Source organism: Mesohalobacter halotolerans (assembly GCF_006120725.1).
GTDB classification, from domain to species: domain Bacteria; phylum Bacteroidota; class Bacteroidia; order Flavobacteriales; family Flavobacteriaceae; genus Psychroflexus; species Psychroflexus halotolerans.
The window spans coordinates 550,759-569,777 of record NZ_SWMU01000003.1 but is presented as its reverse complement, the minus strand read 5'-3'; the positions used below and the strand labels follow the sequence as shown (position 1 = coordinate 569,777).

13 protein-coding genes are annotated in these 19,019 nt (G+C 34.5%); 5 read left to right on the top strand and 8 right to left on the bottom strand.

The window, feature by feature from the left end; translation table 11 throughout:
• Positions 1-13: 13 nt before the first annotated feature.
• Positions 14-760: a 3-oxoacyl-[acyl-carrier-protein] reductase gene (gene fabG, locus FCN74_RS09660; protein ID WP_138932375.1), complete on the bottom strand. Its 747-nt coding sequence runs from the start codon at positions 758-760 to the stop codon at positions 14-16.
• Positions 761-895: 135 nt separating this feature from the next.
• Positions 896-3,946, bottom strand: coding sequence for a tetratricopeptide repeat protein (locus FCN74_RS09655; RefSeq protein ID WP_171047158.1), 3,051 nt, complete (start codon positions 3,944-3,946; stop codon positions 896-898).
• A gap of 182 nt (positions 3,947-4,128) precedes the next feature.
• Between FCN74_RS09655 and FCN74_RS09650 the strand changes: the two genes are divergently transcribed.
• Positions 4,129-5,442, top strand: a complete 1,314-nt coding sequence (locus FCN74_RS09650) for a M24 family metallopeptidase (protein ID WP_138932374.1) — start codon at positions 4,129-4,131, stop codon at positions 5,440-5,442.
• A 1-nt stretch (position 5,443) separates the two neighbouring features.
• Here FCN74_RS09650 and FCN74_RS09645 read toward each other — a convergent pair whose 3' ends face one another.
• Positions 5,444-5,740: a carboxypeptidase-like regulatory domain-containing protein gene (locus tag FCN74_RS09645; protein WP_138932373.1), complete on the bottom strand. Its 297-nt coding sequence runs from the start codon at positions 5,738-5,740 to the stop codon at positions 5,444-5,446.
• Between the two features lie 146 nt (positions 5,741-5,886).
• Between FCN74_RS09645 and katG the strand changes: the two genes are divergently transcribed.
• A complete protein-coding gene (katG, locus tag FCN74_RS09640; RefSeq protein ID WP_138932372.1) occupies positions 5,887-8,178 on the top strand; it encodes a catalase/peroxidase HPI in 2,292 nt (763 codons plus the stop codon).
• Positions 8,179-8,293: 115 nt separating this feature from the next.
• Entirely contained in the window at positions 8,294-9,934 is a 1,641-nt protein-coding gene (locus FCN74_RS09635) for a M1 family metallopeptidase (RefSeq protein WP_138932371.1), read from the top strand.
• 93 nt (positions 9,935-10,027) lie between these two features.
• On the opposite strand, the gene FCN74_RS09630 is transcribed toward FCN74_RS09635, so the two are convergent.
• The 3 genes from FCN74_RS09630 to FCN74_RS09620 form a co-directional block, all read right to left on the bottom strand.
• Complete coding sequence (locus FCN74_RS09630; RefSeq protein WP_138932370.1) at positions 10,028-11,125, bottom strand: AMP-binding protein; 1,098 nt, start codon at positions 11,123-11,125, stop codon at positions 10,028-10,030.
• A gap of 128 nt (positions 11,126-11,253) precedes the next feature.
• On the bottom strand, positions 11,254-12,201 hold the full coding sequence (locus FCN74_RS09625) for a CPBP family intramembrane glutamic endopeptidase (protein WP_138932369.1): 948 nt from the start codon (positions 12,199-12,201) through the stop codon (positions 11,254-11,256).
• A gap of 129 nt (positions 12,202-12,330) precedes the next feature.
• On the bottom strand, positions 12,331-13,377 hold the full coding sequence (locus FCN74_RS09620) for an o-succinylbenzoate synthase (protein WP_138932423.1): 1,047 nt from the start codon (positions 13,375-13,377) through the stop codon (positions 12,331-12,333).
• A 137-nt stretch (positions 13,378-13,514) separates the two neighbouring features.
• Between FCN74_RS09620 and FCN74_RS09615 the strand changes: the two genes are divergently transcribed.
• On the top strand, positions 13,515-13,925 hold the full coding sequence (locus FCN74_RS09615; protein WP_138932368.1) for a four helix bundle protein: 411 nt from the start codon (positions 13,515-13,517) through the stop codon (positions 13,923-13,925).
• Between the two features lie 4 nt (positions 13,926-13,929).
• Positions 13,930-16,752: a DNA polymerase I gene (gene polA / locus FCN74_RS09610; protein WP_138932367.1), complete on the top strand. Its 2,823-nt coding sequence runs from the start codon at positions 13,930-13,932 to the stop codon at positions 16,750-16,752.
• Here the strand turns inward: polA and FCN74_RS09605 are convergent.
• The gene (locus tag FCN74_RS09605; RefSeq protein WP_138932366.1) at positions 16,749-17,285 is read right to left on the bottom strand and encodes a lipocalin family protein; all 537 of its coding nucleotides are present in this window, start codon (positions 17,283-17,285) and stop codon (positions 16,749-16,751) included. The genes polA and FCN74_RS09605 overlap by 4 nt on opposite strands.
• A 77-nt stretch (positions 17,286-17,362) precedes the next feature.
• Entirely contained in the window at positions 17,363-18,988 is a 1,626-nt protein-coding gene (pafA, locus tag FCN74_RS09600; protein ID WP_138932365.1) for an alkaline phosphatase PafA, read from the bottom strand.
• Positions 18,989-19,019 lie beyond the last annotated feature (31 nt).

The following is a 19,019-nucleotide window of genomic DNA, read 5'->3' as shown; positions in this document are numbered from 1 at the left end:
TTAAAATTGTCGTTTAGGTGAGCATTCCGCCATCAACATTCAGGGTTTGTCCCGTGATGTAGGCACTCATATCACTCGCGAGAAAAATACAAGCATTGGCAACATCTTCTGGTGTTCCACCGCGTTTTAATGGAATAGCTTGTCGCCAGCCTTCGACGGTTTTCTCATCTAATTTTTCGGTCATTTCGGTTTCTATAAATCCGGGTGCAATCACATTGGTTCTAATATTTCTAGAACCCAATTCTAATGCCATAGATTTTGAGAACCCAATTACGCCGGCTTTTGATGCAGCGTAGTTGCCTTGTCCGGCATTACCTTTGACCCCAACTACAGAGCTGATATTGATAATACTACCGTGTCTTTGTTTAAGCATTGGTCTCAAAATGGCTTTGGTTAAGTTAAAAACAGAGTTAAGGTTAACTTTTATCACTTTGTTAAAATCGTCTTCACTCATTCGCATCATCAAGTTGTCTTTAGTAATGCCGGCATTATTGATTAAAACATCGATTTGACCAAAATCTTCTAAAACTGTTTTGACTAAATTTTGGGCTTGGTCAAAATCTGCTGCATCAGACTGATAAGCTTTTGCTTTGACACCTTCTGCTTCTAAAATTTTAACCAACTCTTCAGCAGGTCCGGCTGATGAATTATATGTAAATGCCACGTTAGAACCTTGCTTGGCAAAGTGCAAGGCAATTCCACGGCCTATACCACGGCTTGCACCAGTAATTAGTGTGTTTTTATTGTCTAATAAAGCCATATTAAAATATTTTGATAGAAAGCAAATATAAGTAAAGTTGTGGGTTTCAGACACTCATTATGAGTAGGAAAGCATAACAAAAAGTAAAGCTTGTAGTGTGGCAGTTATAAAATATATCGAAATACAAATACTTTATCAGTTTTTGAGACTGTCTTGTGCTTTAATTTGTTTTTTTGATTGATCAACAGAAGCGTTGGTTTTAGCTTCTTTAGCTTTTAAAATATCTAGTTCTTTCTGAGCTTGTTGAGCAATTTCAGGAAACTTATCACTATAATTTTTAATAACCGATTCTAAAATATAATTCGCCTGATAGGCATCATCAAGAGCATAATAATTTTTAGCCATAATGATTAATGCCTTGACACCAAACTCTCTGTACCTAGAATAGTTTTTAGCAAGCTTATTTTGAATCACTTGATTTGATTTTTCATACTCGCCGGACTGATTTAAGAAATAGGCTTTATAATACAAAGCTTCTGCCATACGTTGACCTTCTGCCACCTTTTCTACATTTTGATAAGCGGTTTCAGCGAGTTCTTCATCATTGATTGCAATGGCAGAGCGCGCTCGAAAGATATAGGCATCACTTTTAATCTGATCGTCTATAGTCTGTATTTTTAAAACAGTATCAGCATAATTGAGTGTTTTTTTATAATTTTCAAGTTCGTAGTGGGCTTTCATTAAATTGGTCTGTGCAAAGACTTTATTTTCAGTAAAATTGGCTTCTGTTTCTAATTTGCTCAGATATTCTATGGCTTCGCTATAATTTTCACCTTCGAGATAAATTTGTGACAACTTACGCAAAGCTTCTTCTAAGAACTCAGATTTTGAAGCTTCTGCAACAAATTTGTAATGCGGTAAACTATTTTCAAATTCACTTTTATTGTAATAGAGTTGAGCGAGGTAAAAATGCGCTTTTAAAGCGTGAATTCCTTTAGGGAATTGTTTTAAATAGTTTTCAAAGCCTTTGATAGCTGCCTCGGTCTTGTTGTCGATAAACTTGTTTTCTGCGGCTTCGTAGGTGGTATTGTCTATATCTGCGTCGGTGACATTGATAAAATCTAAGCCTTTGACCCAATTGGCATAAGCTTCAGGTTGCTGCTGATCAACATAGATTAACCTAACAGTTTGTACAGCCTGTTGAGCCTCTTCTGTTGCAGGATAATCTGAAACTAAGTTTTTTAGAGTCCCTAATGCACTCTCATTTTGATTGGTGTTGTAATACACGAGTCCAATTTTTGATAAAGCTTTTGGTACAAAGGGACTTTGCGGGCGTTTGGTCATCAAATTTTGGTAGGCTTGAAGTCCTTTAACATTGTTGTTTTCAGCAATGTAAGTATTACCCAGTTGATAATAGGCATCATCGAGATAAACAGAAGACTTAAAATTGGAGACGTAATTTTCTAGTTCTTTGATTTTAGTTTCATTTTTATTGACAAAACCATAGCTGATGGCTTTTTGGTATGCCACATATTCTTTATTATAGCCTGGCATTTTAAGCGCAGTATTATAATTTTCCATAGCCGACCAGTAATCATTGGTGACAAAATAGGTGTCGCCTAATCTTACGAAGGCATCAAAGAGTTTATCCTGATTTTTTAAATCTATTACCGCTATTTTAAAATGGGACTTTGCTTTTTCATAAGTCTTAGTTTTAAAATAAGCATATGCAATGTCGTAATCAACTTGCTTAAATTCAATGACTTCTCTGGCATTAGGTAAAGTTTCAAAAGTTTTAAACCCTATTAGAGCCTCTTCATATTGACTTAAATTGTAATGGGTTTCAGCTTTCCAATATGTGGCTTTTGCTGTGATTTTTTTATCTAAAGGTTGAGATAAAGATTGGTTAAAATAATTGAGGGCTTTAGGATATTCTGCAGTTCTAAAAAATTCAATGGCGTAATAGTAATTGGCTTTTTGCCATATGATTTTGTCTTCGTACAGCTTGCTATTGTCCAGTAAATCTATGGCTTCTTTGTAATTTTTTGAAGTCAAATAAGAGTTAACCAATAGGTTTTTAATCGTTTGGGTCTCATCGGCGTCAGGGTAAGTTTCTAAAAACCTGTTTAAAACTACAGGAACACTCTCATAGCTATTACCGATATCGTAACTTAATTTGGCATAGTTTAAAAAGGCATCTTCTTTAATGGTTTTGTCAAAATCCATCTCCATCGCATTTTTGAAGGCGTTGAGGGCTTGAGGTTTTTTATCGCTTTTGATATAAGCTTGTGCCAAGTGGTAATAAGCATTTTGAGCTACAGCATTTTCACCATCTATGATTTTGTTGAATTCAGCAATAGCTTTATCGTATTTACCTTCTTTGTAATAAGCATAACCGAGTTGATAATAATCGGTGTTGTTCCATTTACCACGTTGACCTTGATATTCTTTTAAGTATGGTAAGGCTTTGTCGTATTGTTTGAGGTTAAAATAACTTTCCCCAATAATTTTATAGAGTTGTGAGCGTTCTTGGCGATTAGATTTCGGTAATTTTTCTAAACCGAGTTCAATGGCTTTTTCAAAATTTCCCAATTTAAAATTCATATCACTCATAAAATAAGACAATTCGCGTTGCGAACCTTGTTGCTGAACTTCTTCAAAAAGTGTTGTTGCTTCGTCGTAGCGGTCTTCTTTGTAAGCCATGTAGCCAATATAATACTTGGCATCAGCACCATATTTTGCAGATGTTCTCAGGTTTTCAAAATACGATTTAGCTTGCTTGTAATTGTTGGTTTTAAATAAAGTATAGCCGTATTGAAACTGATATTGCTCCAATTGATTGTAAGAAAAACTAGAGGTGTTCACTTTTTTAAACCAAGACAATGCCTGATTATAATTCCCATAATCAAAATAATACTCCGCAACATCCAAATAGGCTTGATTCCGTTTTGGACTAGTTGGGTAATCTCTTACAAAATCTTCGATCTTTTGTTGGGCGTTGGGTTCGTTTAAGCGAATTGAAGTATTGGCTAGATAATAGGCAGTATTTGTTTTTATTTCTTGACTTTCGGCTTTGTTTTTTACAACTTCAAAGAGTGATTTTGCAGCTTCGTATTGGTGGTTTTGATATAACTGAATGGCTTGTTGATACGTGCCCAAAACTGACTGATAGCCCAGACTCTGCTGAGCATTCATCGCAAAAAGACCAAAGTAAATGAAAATTAAACTGTAAAAAAATCTCAACATAAAATTAAGGTTTATAGGTTAAACGCAAAACAGTTGTTTAAATTATAAGTTTATACGTCAATCACAAATATAGACTTCTTATCGAATACTTTTCTTACGATTGATGTCTTTTTCTAAAGTTTTCATTTTATTTTTAATTAGGATTATAAGTGTAAATTTGTGGACATAAATCTGTATTGTTTATGAAATATCTCTTTGTTTTTTGCTTAGCTTTTTTTCAATCAGAAGCTCAAGATATTCTATCAGAACAAAAACGTGCCCAAGTTATGGATGATATTCTGAAAGATCGTTTTGATAATTTGCTTCCAAAGCTTATGGATAACAACAATGTAGACATGTGGATACTTATTTCAAGAGAATACAACGAAGATCCCGTTTTAAAGACTATGTTGCCATCAACATGGCTCAACGCAAGACGTAGAACCATTTTAGTATTTTATAGAGATCAAATAAATAACATCCTAGAAAAAATAGCAGTGACCCGCTATAATTTTGGTGAAAATATTGTCTCAGCTTGGAATAAGGAAAAAGAACCCGATCAGTGGAGTCGATTAATGCAAATCATAGAAGAAAGAAACCCTAAAACTATTGCATTAAATTATTCTGAAAGCTTCAATATTTGCGATGGTATTGCAAAAACAGACTATGAAGAGTTTATGAGTTATTTACCAAGCCAATATAAAAACAGAGTTAAATCGGCTGAAAGTTTATCAATATCTTGGATTGAAACGCGCACAGCTAAAGAAATGGTAATTTATGATAAACTTGTTGCTATAACTCATAACATCAATGCTGAGGCCTTTTCTCATAAATCAATTACTCCAGGTGTTACAACAAAGACTGATTTAGAATGGTGGATGCGCGATAAAGTTACAGCTTTAGGCTTAGAATCTTGGTTTCATCCTACTGTTGACGTTCAACGATCAGCAGAAGATTTAAAAAACCATTTGTATGCTTTTTCCGATAGACCTGCAGATATGGTCATCTTACCTGGTGATTTATTGCATTGCGATTTTGGTATAACCTATCTTCGCCTAAATACAGACTGCCAGCAATTGTCATACGTTCTCAAACCAAACGAAACTCAAGTCCCTGAATTCTTAGTCAATGCTTTAAAGAAAGGAAATCGTATTCAAGATATTTTTACTTCAAAGTTTAAAACAGGCAGAACGGGAAACGAGGTTTTAAAATCATCATTAAAACAAGGAAAATCCGAAGGATTGAGACCAGCAATTTATTCGCATCCGTTAGGAACTTACGGTCATTCCGCAGGCACAACATTTGGAATGTGGGATGCTCAAGATGGTGTTCCTGTTACTGGAGATTACCCCTTAAAAGAAAATACGGTTTATGCGATTGAACTGAATACCAAAGTTTATATTGAAGAGTGGAAAAGAGATATTCGAGTAATGTTAGAAGAAGCAGGATTTTGGGGAGAAAATGGTTTTCGATATGTTAACGGAAGGCAAACTTCAATCATACCTGTTGGAAAGTAAATTATTCGTCTTCTTTAACTTTTAAAACCAGGTTAATCTTTTCTTTTGAAGATTCAGGTGTATAAAACTGCATTTCATAACCTGACTTTAAAATTAATATTTCTTTACCTCTGTTTTTATGATCTATGCTGAAAAAACCGTTTTGGTCAGTATAGGTATAAATGTCGGAACCTACAATTTGTATCTTAACATATTCAAGAGCTTTTTTATTTTCATCATAAACAAAACCAGTATATGTATTCGATTGGTAACAAGATATAAAAGTGAAAATGTATAATATGTATATTACTTTATTCATAATTAAAATGTAAAAATATTTTAAGCTACGCTTAAAGTATTTTTTCTTTTATAAAAAATACTTATGACATTATCAACACAAACTCTTAAAATTTAATTTTTGATAAAAGTAATGACTTAAATTTGGTTATTAAAAATTCACATATTATGAAATTTAAAATTCTTTTAGTTTTTATTACAATAGTCATAAGTTCTTGTAGCAACAAGAATAATGATATGTTAGGAGAGAATAGCGAATCTGAAGGTGGATGTCCTTTTGGATTTGATAAGATGACTGCATCAACCAACGATGTTGAGAAAAAGACTGGTTCAAAAGACTTTTGGCCCAATAAACTTGATCTTGATGTTTTGAGGCAAAACTCAGGTATGTCAGATCCTATGGGTCAGGAATTTAATTATCGCGAAGAATTTTCTAAGCTTGACTACGAGGCATTGAAAAACGATATTGAAAAGGTAATGACCGATTCAAAAGATTGGTGGCCAGCAGATTTTGGTAATTATGGTGGTTTATTCATCAGGATGGCATGGCATAGCGCTGGAACATACAGAACGGGTGATGGACGAGGCGGATCTAGAGCTGGTCAGCAAAGATTTGCTCCAATCAATAGCTGGCCTGATAATGCCAATTTAGATAAATCCAGACGCTTACTTTGGCCTGTCAAGCAAAAATATGGCAATCAAATATCGTGGGCCGACCTTATGATTCTTGCAGGTAATGTGGCATATGAGTCTATGGGTTTTGAAACCATAGGGTTTTCTGGCGGTAGAGTAGATGTTTGGGAACCAGCTAGTGATGTATATTGGGGCTCTGAAACCGAATGGTTAGCAAACAATAAACGATATGATGAAGAAGGTAATTTAGAAAAGCCTTTGGCAGCTGTTCAAATGGGTTTAATTTATGTCAATCCAGAAGGACCAAATGGTAACCCTGATCCAAAATTAGCCGCTCATAATATTAGAGAAACTTTTGGTAGAATGGGAATGAATGATGAAGAAACGGTTGCATTAATAGCAGGTGGACACACGTTAGGAAAAACTCATGGTGCTGCACCTGGTAAATATTTAGGAAAGAATCCTGAAGCTTCAAATATTGAAAAACAAGGATTTGGTTGGGAAAGCACTTACAAGTCAGGAAAAGGACCAGATGCTATCACATCAGGTCTTGAAGTTACTTGGACACTTACTCCAACTCAGTGGAATCATGGCTACTTCAAAAGTTTATTCGAAAACGAATGGGAACTTGTTAAAAGTCCTGGTGGAGCTCATCAATTTCAGGCTGTAAATCCAGAAAAAATGTATCCTGATGCTTTTGATGATAGTAAATCGCACAAACCGACAATGTTAGTAACCGATTTATCAATGATTGAAGACCCTGCCTATAGAAAAATCTCTAAGCGTTTTTACGAAAATCCTGAAGAATTTGAAGAGGCATTCGCCAAAGCTTGGTTTAAGTTAACACATAGAGACATGGGTCCGAAATCAACTTATATAGGACCTGAAGTGCCACAAGAAGAATTCATATGGCAAGATCCTATCCCAGAAGTTGATTACAATTTAATTACAAATTCTGATGTTGAAAAACTTAAAGCACAAATTTTAAAAACTAATTTTTCAATAGGTGATCTTGTTAAAACCGCTTGGGCTTCAGCTTCGACCTATAGAGACTCAGATAGAAAAGGAGGCGCAAATGGAGGTCGAATAAGACTCGAACCTCAAGTAAATTGGGAATCTAATAAACCAGCGCAACTTCAGGATATCCTTAAAGTTTATAAGCAGATTCAAACTGAATTCAATTCTAAATCAGGTTCTAAAAAAGTATCTATGGCAGACCTAATTGTTTTAGGTGGAAATGCAGCCATTGAAAAAGCTGCTGAAAAAGCTGGCTACGATATTACAGTGCCATTTAATCCTGGAAGAGCTGATGCTAGCCAAGAACAAACAGATATTGAAGGTATGGCAGTGTTAGAACCTATGGCTGATGGCTTCAGGAACTATATGAAAACAGATTATACGTTGTCTCCTGAGCAACTTCTAGTTGACAAATCACAGCTTTTAACACTTACACCACCAGAAATGACTGTTTTAGTTGGAGGAATGAGAGCTTTAGATGCCAACTATGATGATTCTAATTTGGGTATATTAACTAATACGCCTGGAACTCTAGATAATAGTTTCTTTAAAAATTTATTGAGCATGGAATACGAGTGGAAACCAAAAACACCTAAACGTAAGTATTTTGATGGTTTCGAAAGAGGAACAGACAATAAAAAATGGACCGCTTCTAGAGTAGATTTGATTTTTGGCTCAAACTCAGAACTAAGAGCTTTAGCTGAAGTTTATGCAGCTGATAATGCCAAAGAAAAGTTTATAAATGATTTTGTCAAAGCTTGGTCTAAAGTGATGAATCTGGATAGATTTGATTTGAAGTATAATCAATAAGGTGGTTTTATTATAACTGAAAGAAATCTGCAAGACATTTAGTTTTGCAGATTTTTTTATAAAAAAAGATTGGTTTCAAACTCTTCTTTTAAATTTACATTTTCAAAATTATTACATGAAGTTAATTTTTACCGCTTTTATAGTATTTATAAGCTTAAACCTGTCTGCGCAATTACTTAATCAAAATAACAAATATACCAAAGCAGATACTTTACGCGGCAGTTTAAGACCTGAGCGAACAGCCTTTGATATGCTTAAATACAGTCTTAGTATAAATGTTGACCCAAAAACAAAAAAAATCTCAGGTTATAATACCATCAAATTTAAAGTCTTAATGAATCAAGATCTGATGCAATTAGATTTGTTTGAAAACATGACTATCGATTCTATAGTTTTTCAAGGAGAACATTTAAAATACAACAGAGAATACAATGCTGTTTTTATAGATTTTAAAAATCAATTAAAAAATGATACTATTCATGAATTGAAATTTTATTATCACGGAAAACCCACTATTGCCAAAAATCCACCTTGGGATGGCGGTTTTGTCTTTGAAAAAGATAATAACGGAAAACCATGGATAGCTGTTGCTGTTCAAGGCACAGGTGCAAGTTTATGGTATCCAAACAAAGATCACTTGAGTGATGAAACTGACTCAGCAGAAATCAAAATTACAGTGCCTGAAAATCTGACGGCTGTTTCAAATGGTAGATTAGTTAATCAAATACAAAATCAAGATAGTAATCTAAAAACGTTTCATTGGCAAGTGACATATCCTATCAACAATTACAATATCACTTTAAACGTTGGAGATTATGTGCATTTTTCAGATCAATTTCAAGATTTAGATCTTGAATATTATGTTTTACGTGATAACTTAGATAAAGCAAAAAAACACTTTGAGCAAGTAAAACCCATGATGTCTTGTTTTTATGACAAATTAGGTGAATACCCGTTTAAAAACGACAGTTTTAAGCTAGTAGAAACCCCATATCTCGGGATGGAACACCAAAGTGCGGTAGCTTACGGCAATAAGTATTTAAATGGTTATATGGGTGGAGATTTATCTGGTACAGGTTATGGTCTCAAATTTGATTATCTCATCATACATGAATCAGCACACGAATGGTTTGGGAACAGTATATCCGTAAAAGATATTGCAGATTTATGGATTCACGAAGGCTTCACGACTTACGCCGAGTCTATTTTTGTGGAATGCGAATACGGCAAAAAAGCGGCATTAGACTATATTTATGGTCAACGGCGAATGATATCAAATAATCGTGCATTAGTAGGAGAATACGGGGTTAATCATGAAGGTTCATCAGATATGTATGCCAAAGGCAGTAATATGATTAATACACTTCGAACTCTATTAGGAGATGATGATTTGTGGTGGAAAACACTAAAAGATTTTAATCAAGAGTTTGCCTATAAAACAACCACGACAAAGGAAGTCGTTCGATTTTTTAGTCAGTCACTCAACAAAGATTTGACCGCATTTTTTAAGCAGTATCTATATCACAAAGCTATACCTGAATTGGTTTTTAAATCAGACCCACAAAGCAACAAGGTTAAATATAAATGGGATGTCAATGTAAAAGATTTTGATATGCCTGTAGAATTAAAAATAGGTAAAAATACTAAATGGATTTATCCTGAAGCTGAAACTTGGAAAGCTTTAAAAATTGAACCCGAACAAGTGATAGAAATTGATGAAAAACAGTTTTACATAGATGTAAAGTTTGCTAATTAAAAAGCTTTAATAAACTTTCTAAAATCTAAAATCTAAAATCTAAAATCTAAAATCTAAAATCTAAAATCTAAAATCTAAAATCTAAAATCATTCTCATTTCATTTTAGCACTTATCGTGCGTTTTCTATTGACTTTACCGCTTGGGGTTTCTTCAAATTTTTCTACCAAGTATATTTTCTTTGGTTTTTCATATTTGTCTAGTTCTTCCATTTTTTCAATGGCTTCTGTCAAATCATTAATTGTTTTTTCAGAAAAAGGGAGTTCCACAAACAGGACAACTTTTTCCCCTAAACTGTTATCAGGCATTGCACTAAGAAAAAAGCGTTGTGTAATGAATTTTTGAAGTTTTTTCTCTACTTCTTCCGGGTGAATCTTGACACCACCAGAGTTTATAACATTGTCGGCTCGACCTTTCCAATAGAATTTTTTATAGGTTTCTATTTTAACAATGTCGTTTGTTAATAAAGGCTCATCTAATAATTTTGGCGCTTTAATGATAAGCTGATTATGTTCATCTGAGGCTACAGATATTTTGGGTAAAGTCTTAAAAGGCTTAGGTTCGGTTTTGTTAGACTTGCGATTATTGACTTTTCGCGCTGCAATGTGAGAGACTGTTTCAGTCATACCAAAAGTTTCGTAAACCTTGGTTGGTATGCCTTGAACCATTTGTTTAAGATTTTCTGAAATATGCCCACCACCAACAATAAGCTTTTTAATTAAATGGAGTCGACTTAAAGAGTTATCAAGTTGGAACGGTGTCATGGCACAAAAATCGTAAGTTTTGTAGAGCTTATCCAGTGGGTTAGAGCTTGGCTTGACAATATCTAAGTGCCATCCTAAAGTCATTGCACGGACCATCATCATCATTCCGCCAATATGTTTAGGTGGTAAACACATTAATGCTTTAGTTTCTTCTTTGACTTTGAAATACTTACCTGTTGCCAATGCAGAATTAACCATTTTTTGCTTATCAATAAAAATCACTTTAGGTTTACCCGTAGACCCTGATGTTCTTACCTTAATATCATCGTAATCGTCGTTAAGCCAATCTAATAGAAAATTCCCTACACGTTCTTCATAAGGTTGCCCTTCTTTAATAAAGCTGTAAGCAACCTTGTGTAGATGCATTCTTGAAAAATGCGTACCATTTAATTTGAAGCAGGGATGAATTTCAAATTCTTGCTTTGCCATATTTAAAATTTATTAAACGCAATAAAATATAAGTTGTGATACTTAAAATATCTATAATGTAAATTTAATAAATATCTAATACTTTAGTTACGAAAATCTTAAATCCCTTATTAAATTTGGGTTAAACTTCATTTGGTTTGCTCTATTTTTCCAAAGAGTTTTTGTTTCCAGTTTTTCCATTTGTAAATACCAGAAAAAATTAAAATTAATATGGGATAAAAAATTAAAACAGGAATATAAACATCACTCACTAATGAAGGCTCACCAAGATACCTGAAAACAGAATGGGTTTTAAAGGCCGTCCAGTCTGCTGTAACAAGTAAAGCTGTTATAAGGTTGTTGCCAGCGTGAAAGCCAATAGCTAGCTCAAGACCTTCATCCATTAATGTGACAATCCCCAAGAAAAACCCAGTACTAATATAGACAATGAGCGCTTGGTATCCTAATTTGGCCACTTCAGGATTAAAAACGTGTAAGCCACCAAATAAAACAGAAGTCAAGATTAAGGCTACAGCACGACTTTTAAAAATGCTACCAAATCCTTGCATTAAATAGCCGCGAAATAAGAGCTCTTCAAATGTAGTTTGAATTGGCACCATCACAATGCCTATTAAAGCTAAAATTAAAAACCTTTGAAGTTTGAAGTTCAATTGATAATCTGTAGGTGATAATTTGTAGTCTAACAAAACAGATAATATCAAAAGGCCAGCTATTACCCCAAAGCTTAAACCGATACGTTTCCAATCGATATGAGTACGAGAAGTAATAAGTTGTTTTAATTGTAAGTTGTGAAGCAGTTTTATTACTACAACGACTCCACCAAAACCAAATACAAAACCGAGTAGTAGTAAGAAAAAATTAAAATTTGACTCTAATGTAGTCATCAATACTTCCATATCAGAAAGTTTTGCAAGTATTTCATCTGCTTTTAAACCCTCTTGGACCAGCTTTAAATAAACAAAAATTCCTTGAATACTTGACCCTATCTGCCAAATGAAAAATATGACAAAGAAACCTACTATATATCGCCACCAATCTGTATTACCTTTAAAGGCTTGTTCTATAATTCCTTTCATATTTTAGTTCTTAGTTCTTAGTTCTTAGTTTTTAATTCTGAGTTCTTAGTTCTTAGTTCTTAGTTTTTAGTTCTTAGTTCTTAGTTCTTAGTTCTTAGTTGTTAGTGGGGTAGTTTTTTTCTAAAAATCTCATTTCAATATCTCATTCAAATCACCCCAATTCTTTTTAGGATTGTAGGTTAAATATTCGGCTTTAACTTCCAAAGGACTTTTAACGTTGTTGGTAAACAAACTGCCTGTACCCAAACCTTGTGGTCGCTTCAAACCCAAGCTGTAAGTAAATTGTGCTATGGCATTAAGACCAATATTACTTTCTAAAGCGCTGGTCATCCAATAACCAATTTGATGTTGTTCTGCTATTGTCATCCACATTTTACTCTGTTCTATTCCGCCAACCAAACTGGGTTTTAAAATAATATATTGCGGTTGTATAGTTTGTATGAGGTTTTGTCGTTTTGTTACATGTTGCACACCTATTAATTCTTCATCAAGGGCAATATCTAAAGGGGTTTTTTTACATAATTCAGCCATTGCCTCCCATTGTCCTTGTTTGATAGGCTGTTCAATGCTGTGCAAATCATATTCACTCAGGCGCTTTAATTTTTCTAAAGCTAGATGCGGCTCAAAAGCACCATTAGCATCCACGCGAAGTTCGATGTCTTTTGCTGAAAACTCTTTGCGAATATATTTAAGCAAATTGAGCTCTTCTTCAAAATCAATAGCGCCAATTTTGAGCTTTACACAGCGAAAGCCTTGTTGAATTTTGTCTTCAACCTGTGATTTCATAAACGACTTCTCACCCATCCAAATTAAGCCGTTGATTGGAATTTTGTCTTGACCTTGAGTAAATTTTGAAGGAAACAACTCAAAATTGTCTTTGGCTTGAAGTGACAAGAACGCTATTTCTAAGCCAAATTGAATAGAAGGGAAGTCAATGGTTTTTTTTAGTAATTCATCTAAACCCAATTCAATATGCTCACAAACCCAGCTAAGTTTATCTTCGTAGTCCGGCCGGTCATCGTAGCTTAAAGCCTCAAAAAGTCCGCACTCACCAATGCCTTTGTTTTGACCATCTTCAAGGATTAAAAAATAGGTTTTTTTCTCTCTTAAAACGCCGCGAGACGTTCCGCTGGCTTGTTTGAAAATTAACTTGTAAGGCTTAAAATTGGCTTTCAGCATGAATATATTTTAAAAGTGCAAAAATATCAAATTATCGTCACCCACAAGTTAACTTCCTTTTAGTATTTTTACTCAAATTTATTTAGAATTGATGATTTTATAATGATGATCTTAGAATGAATTACTAGTATACAATGAGAGTGAGCGAATTAAAAAACAGAACTAAAGCCTTTGCTATCGCAATTATAAAATTAGCTGAAAAATTGCCAAATGCCCATATTGGTAGAACTATTTCGGAACAGATTATAAGAGCTTCAAAATCAGTAGCTTCAAATTACAGAGCGACATGTAGTGCAAAAAGCGATAAGGATTTTAATTTTAAAATGGGTATAGTTTTAGAGGAAGCAGACGAGACCCAATTTTGGCCTGAAATGATTGATGAACACCATCTCATTATCGAAGACTTTGAAGTTAAAAAATTAATTCAAGAAGCAAATGAGTTAGTTGCTATTTTTGTTTCAAGTTCAAAAACCGTTAAAAAACGACTTAAAAAATTAGTATTTAAAGCCATAACCACAAATCAACAATCACAAATCATAAATTAAAACAATGCCAGATCAAAAACGACTTTTTCTACTCGATGCCTATGCTTTAATTTTTAGAGGATATTATGCTTTGATAAAAAACCCACGAATAAATTCTAAGGGTAAAGACACTTCAGCTATTATGGGTTTTACTAATTCTCTGTTTGATGTGATTAAGCGTGAAAATCCAGATCATTTGGCCGTGTGTTTTGATAAAGATGGCAGTGCAGAAAGAACTGAAATTTACGAAGATTATAAAGCCAACCGAGACGAAACCCCTGATGTGATTAGAGAATCTATTCCTATCATAAAAGCCATTCTCAAAGCCATGCATATCCCTGTGATTGAAATTTCAGGGATGGAGGCAGACGATATCATTGGAACTTTAGCCAAACAAGCCGAAAAAGAAAATTACAAAACCTTTATGGTCACGCCAGATAAAGATTTTGGGCAATTGGTCAGTGAAAATATTTTTATGTATCGCCCTGCCAGGATGGGTAATGCCATCGAAATTTGGGGTATTCCTGAAGTCCAAAAACGCTTTGGTGTAGAACGACCTGAACAAGTCATAGACTATCTTGGCATGATGGGTGATGCATCTGATAATATTCCAGGGTTACCAGGTGTTGGCGACAAAACCGCTAAAAAATTCATTAAACAATTTGGCAGTATGGAAGCCCTACTGGACAATACTGATCAGCTCAAAGGCAAAATGAAAGAAAAAGTAGAAAACCATGCCGAACAAGGTCGAATGTCTAAAAAACTGGCGACTATTTTTACCGACTGTGATGTGCAATTCAATGCTAAACAATACGAACTGAGTAAACCTGATGTCGAGAAAGTTATCGATATTTTTAAAGACTTAGAATTTCGTCGTTTAACGGAGCAGTTTCTTAAAATGTTTAATGAAGGTGCTGAAAATACAGACGAACCCAAAACCAAAGACGTCAAGCAAACTCCGGGATCGGGTCAATACTCGCTTTTTGGAAATGACACGAGTAAAGATGATGTAAAAGCTGAAGATTTTCAAGGTTACAAATCTTTAGATAATACTGACCACCATTACCAATATGCAAATACAACAAAAGCTATTGAGCTTCTTATAGAAAAGATGAGCCAACAAAAATCTGTTTGTTTCGATACAGAAACCACAGGTTTGAACACTTTAGATGCTGAATTGGTTGGGATTGCGTTTTCCTGGCAAAGTCATTCAGGATTTTATGTGCCTATTCCAAAAGACGAAACCGAAAGCGATAAGCGCTTAGAAACACTTAAAGCCTTTTTTGAAAATGAGGAAATAGAAAAGGTTGGCCAAAACTTAAAATACGATTTAAAGGTGTTAAAAAATCACGGTGTAGACGTCAAAGGTCAATTATTTGACACCATGTTGGCACACTACATCATTAACCCGGATATGCGTCATAATATGGATGTTTTGGCAGAAACTTACCTGAATTATTCCCCAAAGCCAATAGAAGCGCTTATAGGTAAAAAAGGAAAAAATCAAGGCTCAATGCGTGATGTTGAACTTGAAAAAATCACTGAATATGCCGTTGAAGATGCGGATATCACTTTGCAACTCAAACACTTTTTTGAAGAAGAATTAAAAGAAGCACACAACCAACCTTTGTTCAATAAGCTAGAAATCCCTTTGATTCGTGTTTTAGCAGACATGGAAATTGAAGGCATTAAAGTGGATAAAAATGTATTGAAAGATATTTCAAAATCATTGGATAAAGATATTGAAGCATTAGAACAAAACATTTATAAACAAGCCGATGAACAATTTAATATTGGTTCGCCAAAACAGCTTGGTGAGGTTTTGTTTGGAAAACTCAAAATTGCAAAAAAACCAAAGAAAACCAAATCGGGTCAGTATTCAACAGCAGAAGATGTTTTATCTTATCATGCTAAAGATCATCAGATTGCTCAAGATGTTTTAGATTGGCGTGGTTTAACCAAACTACAAAACACCTATGTTGATGCACTGCCAAAACAAATTCATGAGAAAACCGGTCGCGTCCATACCGAATTTATGCAAACTGTTGCTGCTACAGGTCGATTGAGTTCTACCAACCCCAATCTTCAAAATATTCCCATCAGAACTGAGCGTGGCCGAATGGTGCGAAAAGCTTTTGTGCCCAGAAACCAGGATTACACTTTATTGGCAGCCGACTATTCTCAAATAGAACTACGCATTATTGCAGCCTTAAGCGAAGAAGAAACGATGATCAAAGCCTTTCAGGATGGCGAAGATATTCACGCATCAACGGCTGCAAAAATATTTGATATCAATCTCGATGAAGTGACTCGGGAACAACGTAGCCAAGCCAAAACCGTCAATTTTGGAATTATATACGGTGTATCAGCTTTTGGGTTGAGCAACCAGACCAACCTGAGTCGATCTGAGTCTAAAGAATTGATAGAAACTTATTATAAAACCTATCCGAAGCTGAGAGATTATATCGATAAACAAGTTGAATTTGCCCGAGAAAACGAATACGTCAAAACCGTGATGGGCAGGCGTCGCTACCTCAAAGATATTAATGCCTCAAATCGAATGGTGAGAAGTGGTGCTGAGAGAAACGCAGTGAATGCTCCAATTCAAGGCAGTGCTGCAGACATTATCAAAGTGGCCATGATTAATATTCACAATAAATTAAAAGAAGGTCAGTATAAATCTAAAATGTTGCTTCAAATCCATGACGAATTGATTTTTGATATCCACAAGTCTGAATTAAATGAGCTCCAAGCCATGATTAAATCCGAAATGGAAAATGCTTATAAACTAAAAGTACCTTTAGATGTTGAAGTTGGTGTTGGATATAACTGGTTAGAAGCCCATTAAAACTTCTCATAAACAAACTCCAATTCGGTAATTGTTGAAAACGACTCGCCAGATGGCACACTAAAAAATTGGGCGACTTGACTTTCGGTTAGTGTAAAACTTAATATATTGTTGTTTTGAACATCGATAACAACTGTTTGTATCTCTTGATTTCCGGATATGGGTATTGTCACGGTTAAATCATTACCGGAAATAGAATAACTCCCAACGTCTGTACGAAGAGAACAATCAAAACTTGGGTCAGCATTGGAATCAAAAGTAATTTCAGAACTCACTACGGTCAAAACACCATTTGTACCAAAATTTAAACTCATCCCATTAAAACAGTCAGTTTGAGCCATGATATTAGGGTTAGTATTTGCATCACCTTCTAAATCTACAACAGGTGTAGAATTGATTTGAAATAATGACCAATTGCCTTCAATATCAGATACATTTAAAACTGTGTTTTGAACACTGTCGTCATCAGAACAACTTGTTATAGCAATTGAAATAAATACCACAAATAGTAGACTAAACTTTGACTTCACCATAATTCGCTTTTTTGTAAAACTATAAAAATAATAGCTTTAATAAGAGGATTTTTAAAAAACATTCAGAACCAATGACATCAATTTTTTAAAGCCTCACCAATAACTTTACCGGTTGTTCCGTTTGGTTGAGCAATATCGAGTAAAGCCGCTAGAGTAGGAGCGATATCTTTAATGAAATAAGCTTTGTAAGATTGTCCTTGATTGATACCTTGTCCGTAAAAAATTAATGGGGCTTGCGTGTCATAAGTCATATAGCTGCCATGTGTAGAACCCTTTGGCGGATAGGAGATTACAGAAGGTTCTAAAACATAAATGACATCACCACTGCGTTTAGGATGAAAACCGTTGGCAATATGACGTGAAAATGCCGTTGAACTATTAGAGTTTTCGATCATATCACGAGTATAAACTCTGTCAATTTTATCATATTGTAAAAGATAATAATACAAGGCTTCTTGTAAGTCATCAGCTTCCACATCAAGCTTTTCTAATTCAGCGTAATCAAAAAAAATGTTTTGACTGGAAAAGCCTTCTATCAATTTAGAGCTTTCAAATTGCACTTCCACAAAATCCATGATTGCTTTTTTGAGTTTATCAGTATTAAAGTAACCCGCCGGAATATTTTTGTCTTTTAAGTAATTCGGCACGTGAACAGCTCCGTGATCTGAAGTTAAAAATATAGTGTAGTTGTCCTTACCGATATTTTGATCTAAAAAATTCAATAAATCTGCAATATTTTGATCTAAACGGATATACATATCTTGCAATTCCTTAGCATTCACCCCAAAATTATGACCTGCATAATCTGTGCTTGAATAACTTATGGTTAAAAAATCTGCGTTGCCATCTTGACCTAACTCTTCATTTTCAATTAGTGTCACAGCAAAATCTGTCAACATGGTATTGGCAAATGGTGTGGGTTTTAGAATATCATAATTCCCATTTTCAGATTTTAATTTTTTTAAATTGTAAGGAAAAGTTGCTGTAGATTGGCCTTTAAATCCAAATTCGTAATCGTTTAAATCGTCTCCGCTTTCTCTGTATTCTTCAATAGGATATAAAGTTTCCCAAGTCTTAAAATACTGTTTGGTTTTTCTATTAAATTTTGTCACCCATTTAGGGAGTTCGTCAAGATAAAAATCGCTTGTGATAAATTTCCCTTCATCACCACCTACAAACCAATAGGCTGCATTAGCCGTATGGCCAGCAGGTAAAATGGCACCACGATCTTTAATCGAAATCCCAAAAGTTTTGCCTCTAAATTGCGTATGGAGACGGTTTTGATCGGCAATACTTGTGGTCAACATCCGGTGTGGCGACATTTGGCCAGTCTTACCATCTACACCAACAGCATTGACTTTGTTGTCTTGAACACAATACACGCTTTGGTTCTTAAATTTATCATACCAATTATTAGATATTATACCATGGTTGGCCGGAGTCGTTCCTGTGTAAACTGAAGCATGTCCGGGTCCGGTATAAGTTGGAATATAGCTGAAATGGGTGTTTTTAGCAAAAAAGCCATCTTCTATCAAGCGTTTAAAACCATTGTCAGAATAATGATTTTCAAAACGATGCAGATATTCGTATCGCATTTGATCAACCACAATACCAATCACTAATCTTGGGTTTTCTGGTGAAGTTTGAGCGTTTAAAAAACTTGAAATAAAAATGATAAGCAGAAGAGAAAGTGGTTTAATCATAATTCATGTTGATTGACTTCAAAATTACAAT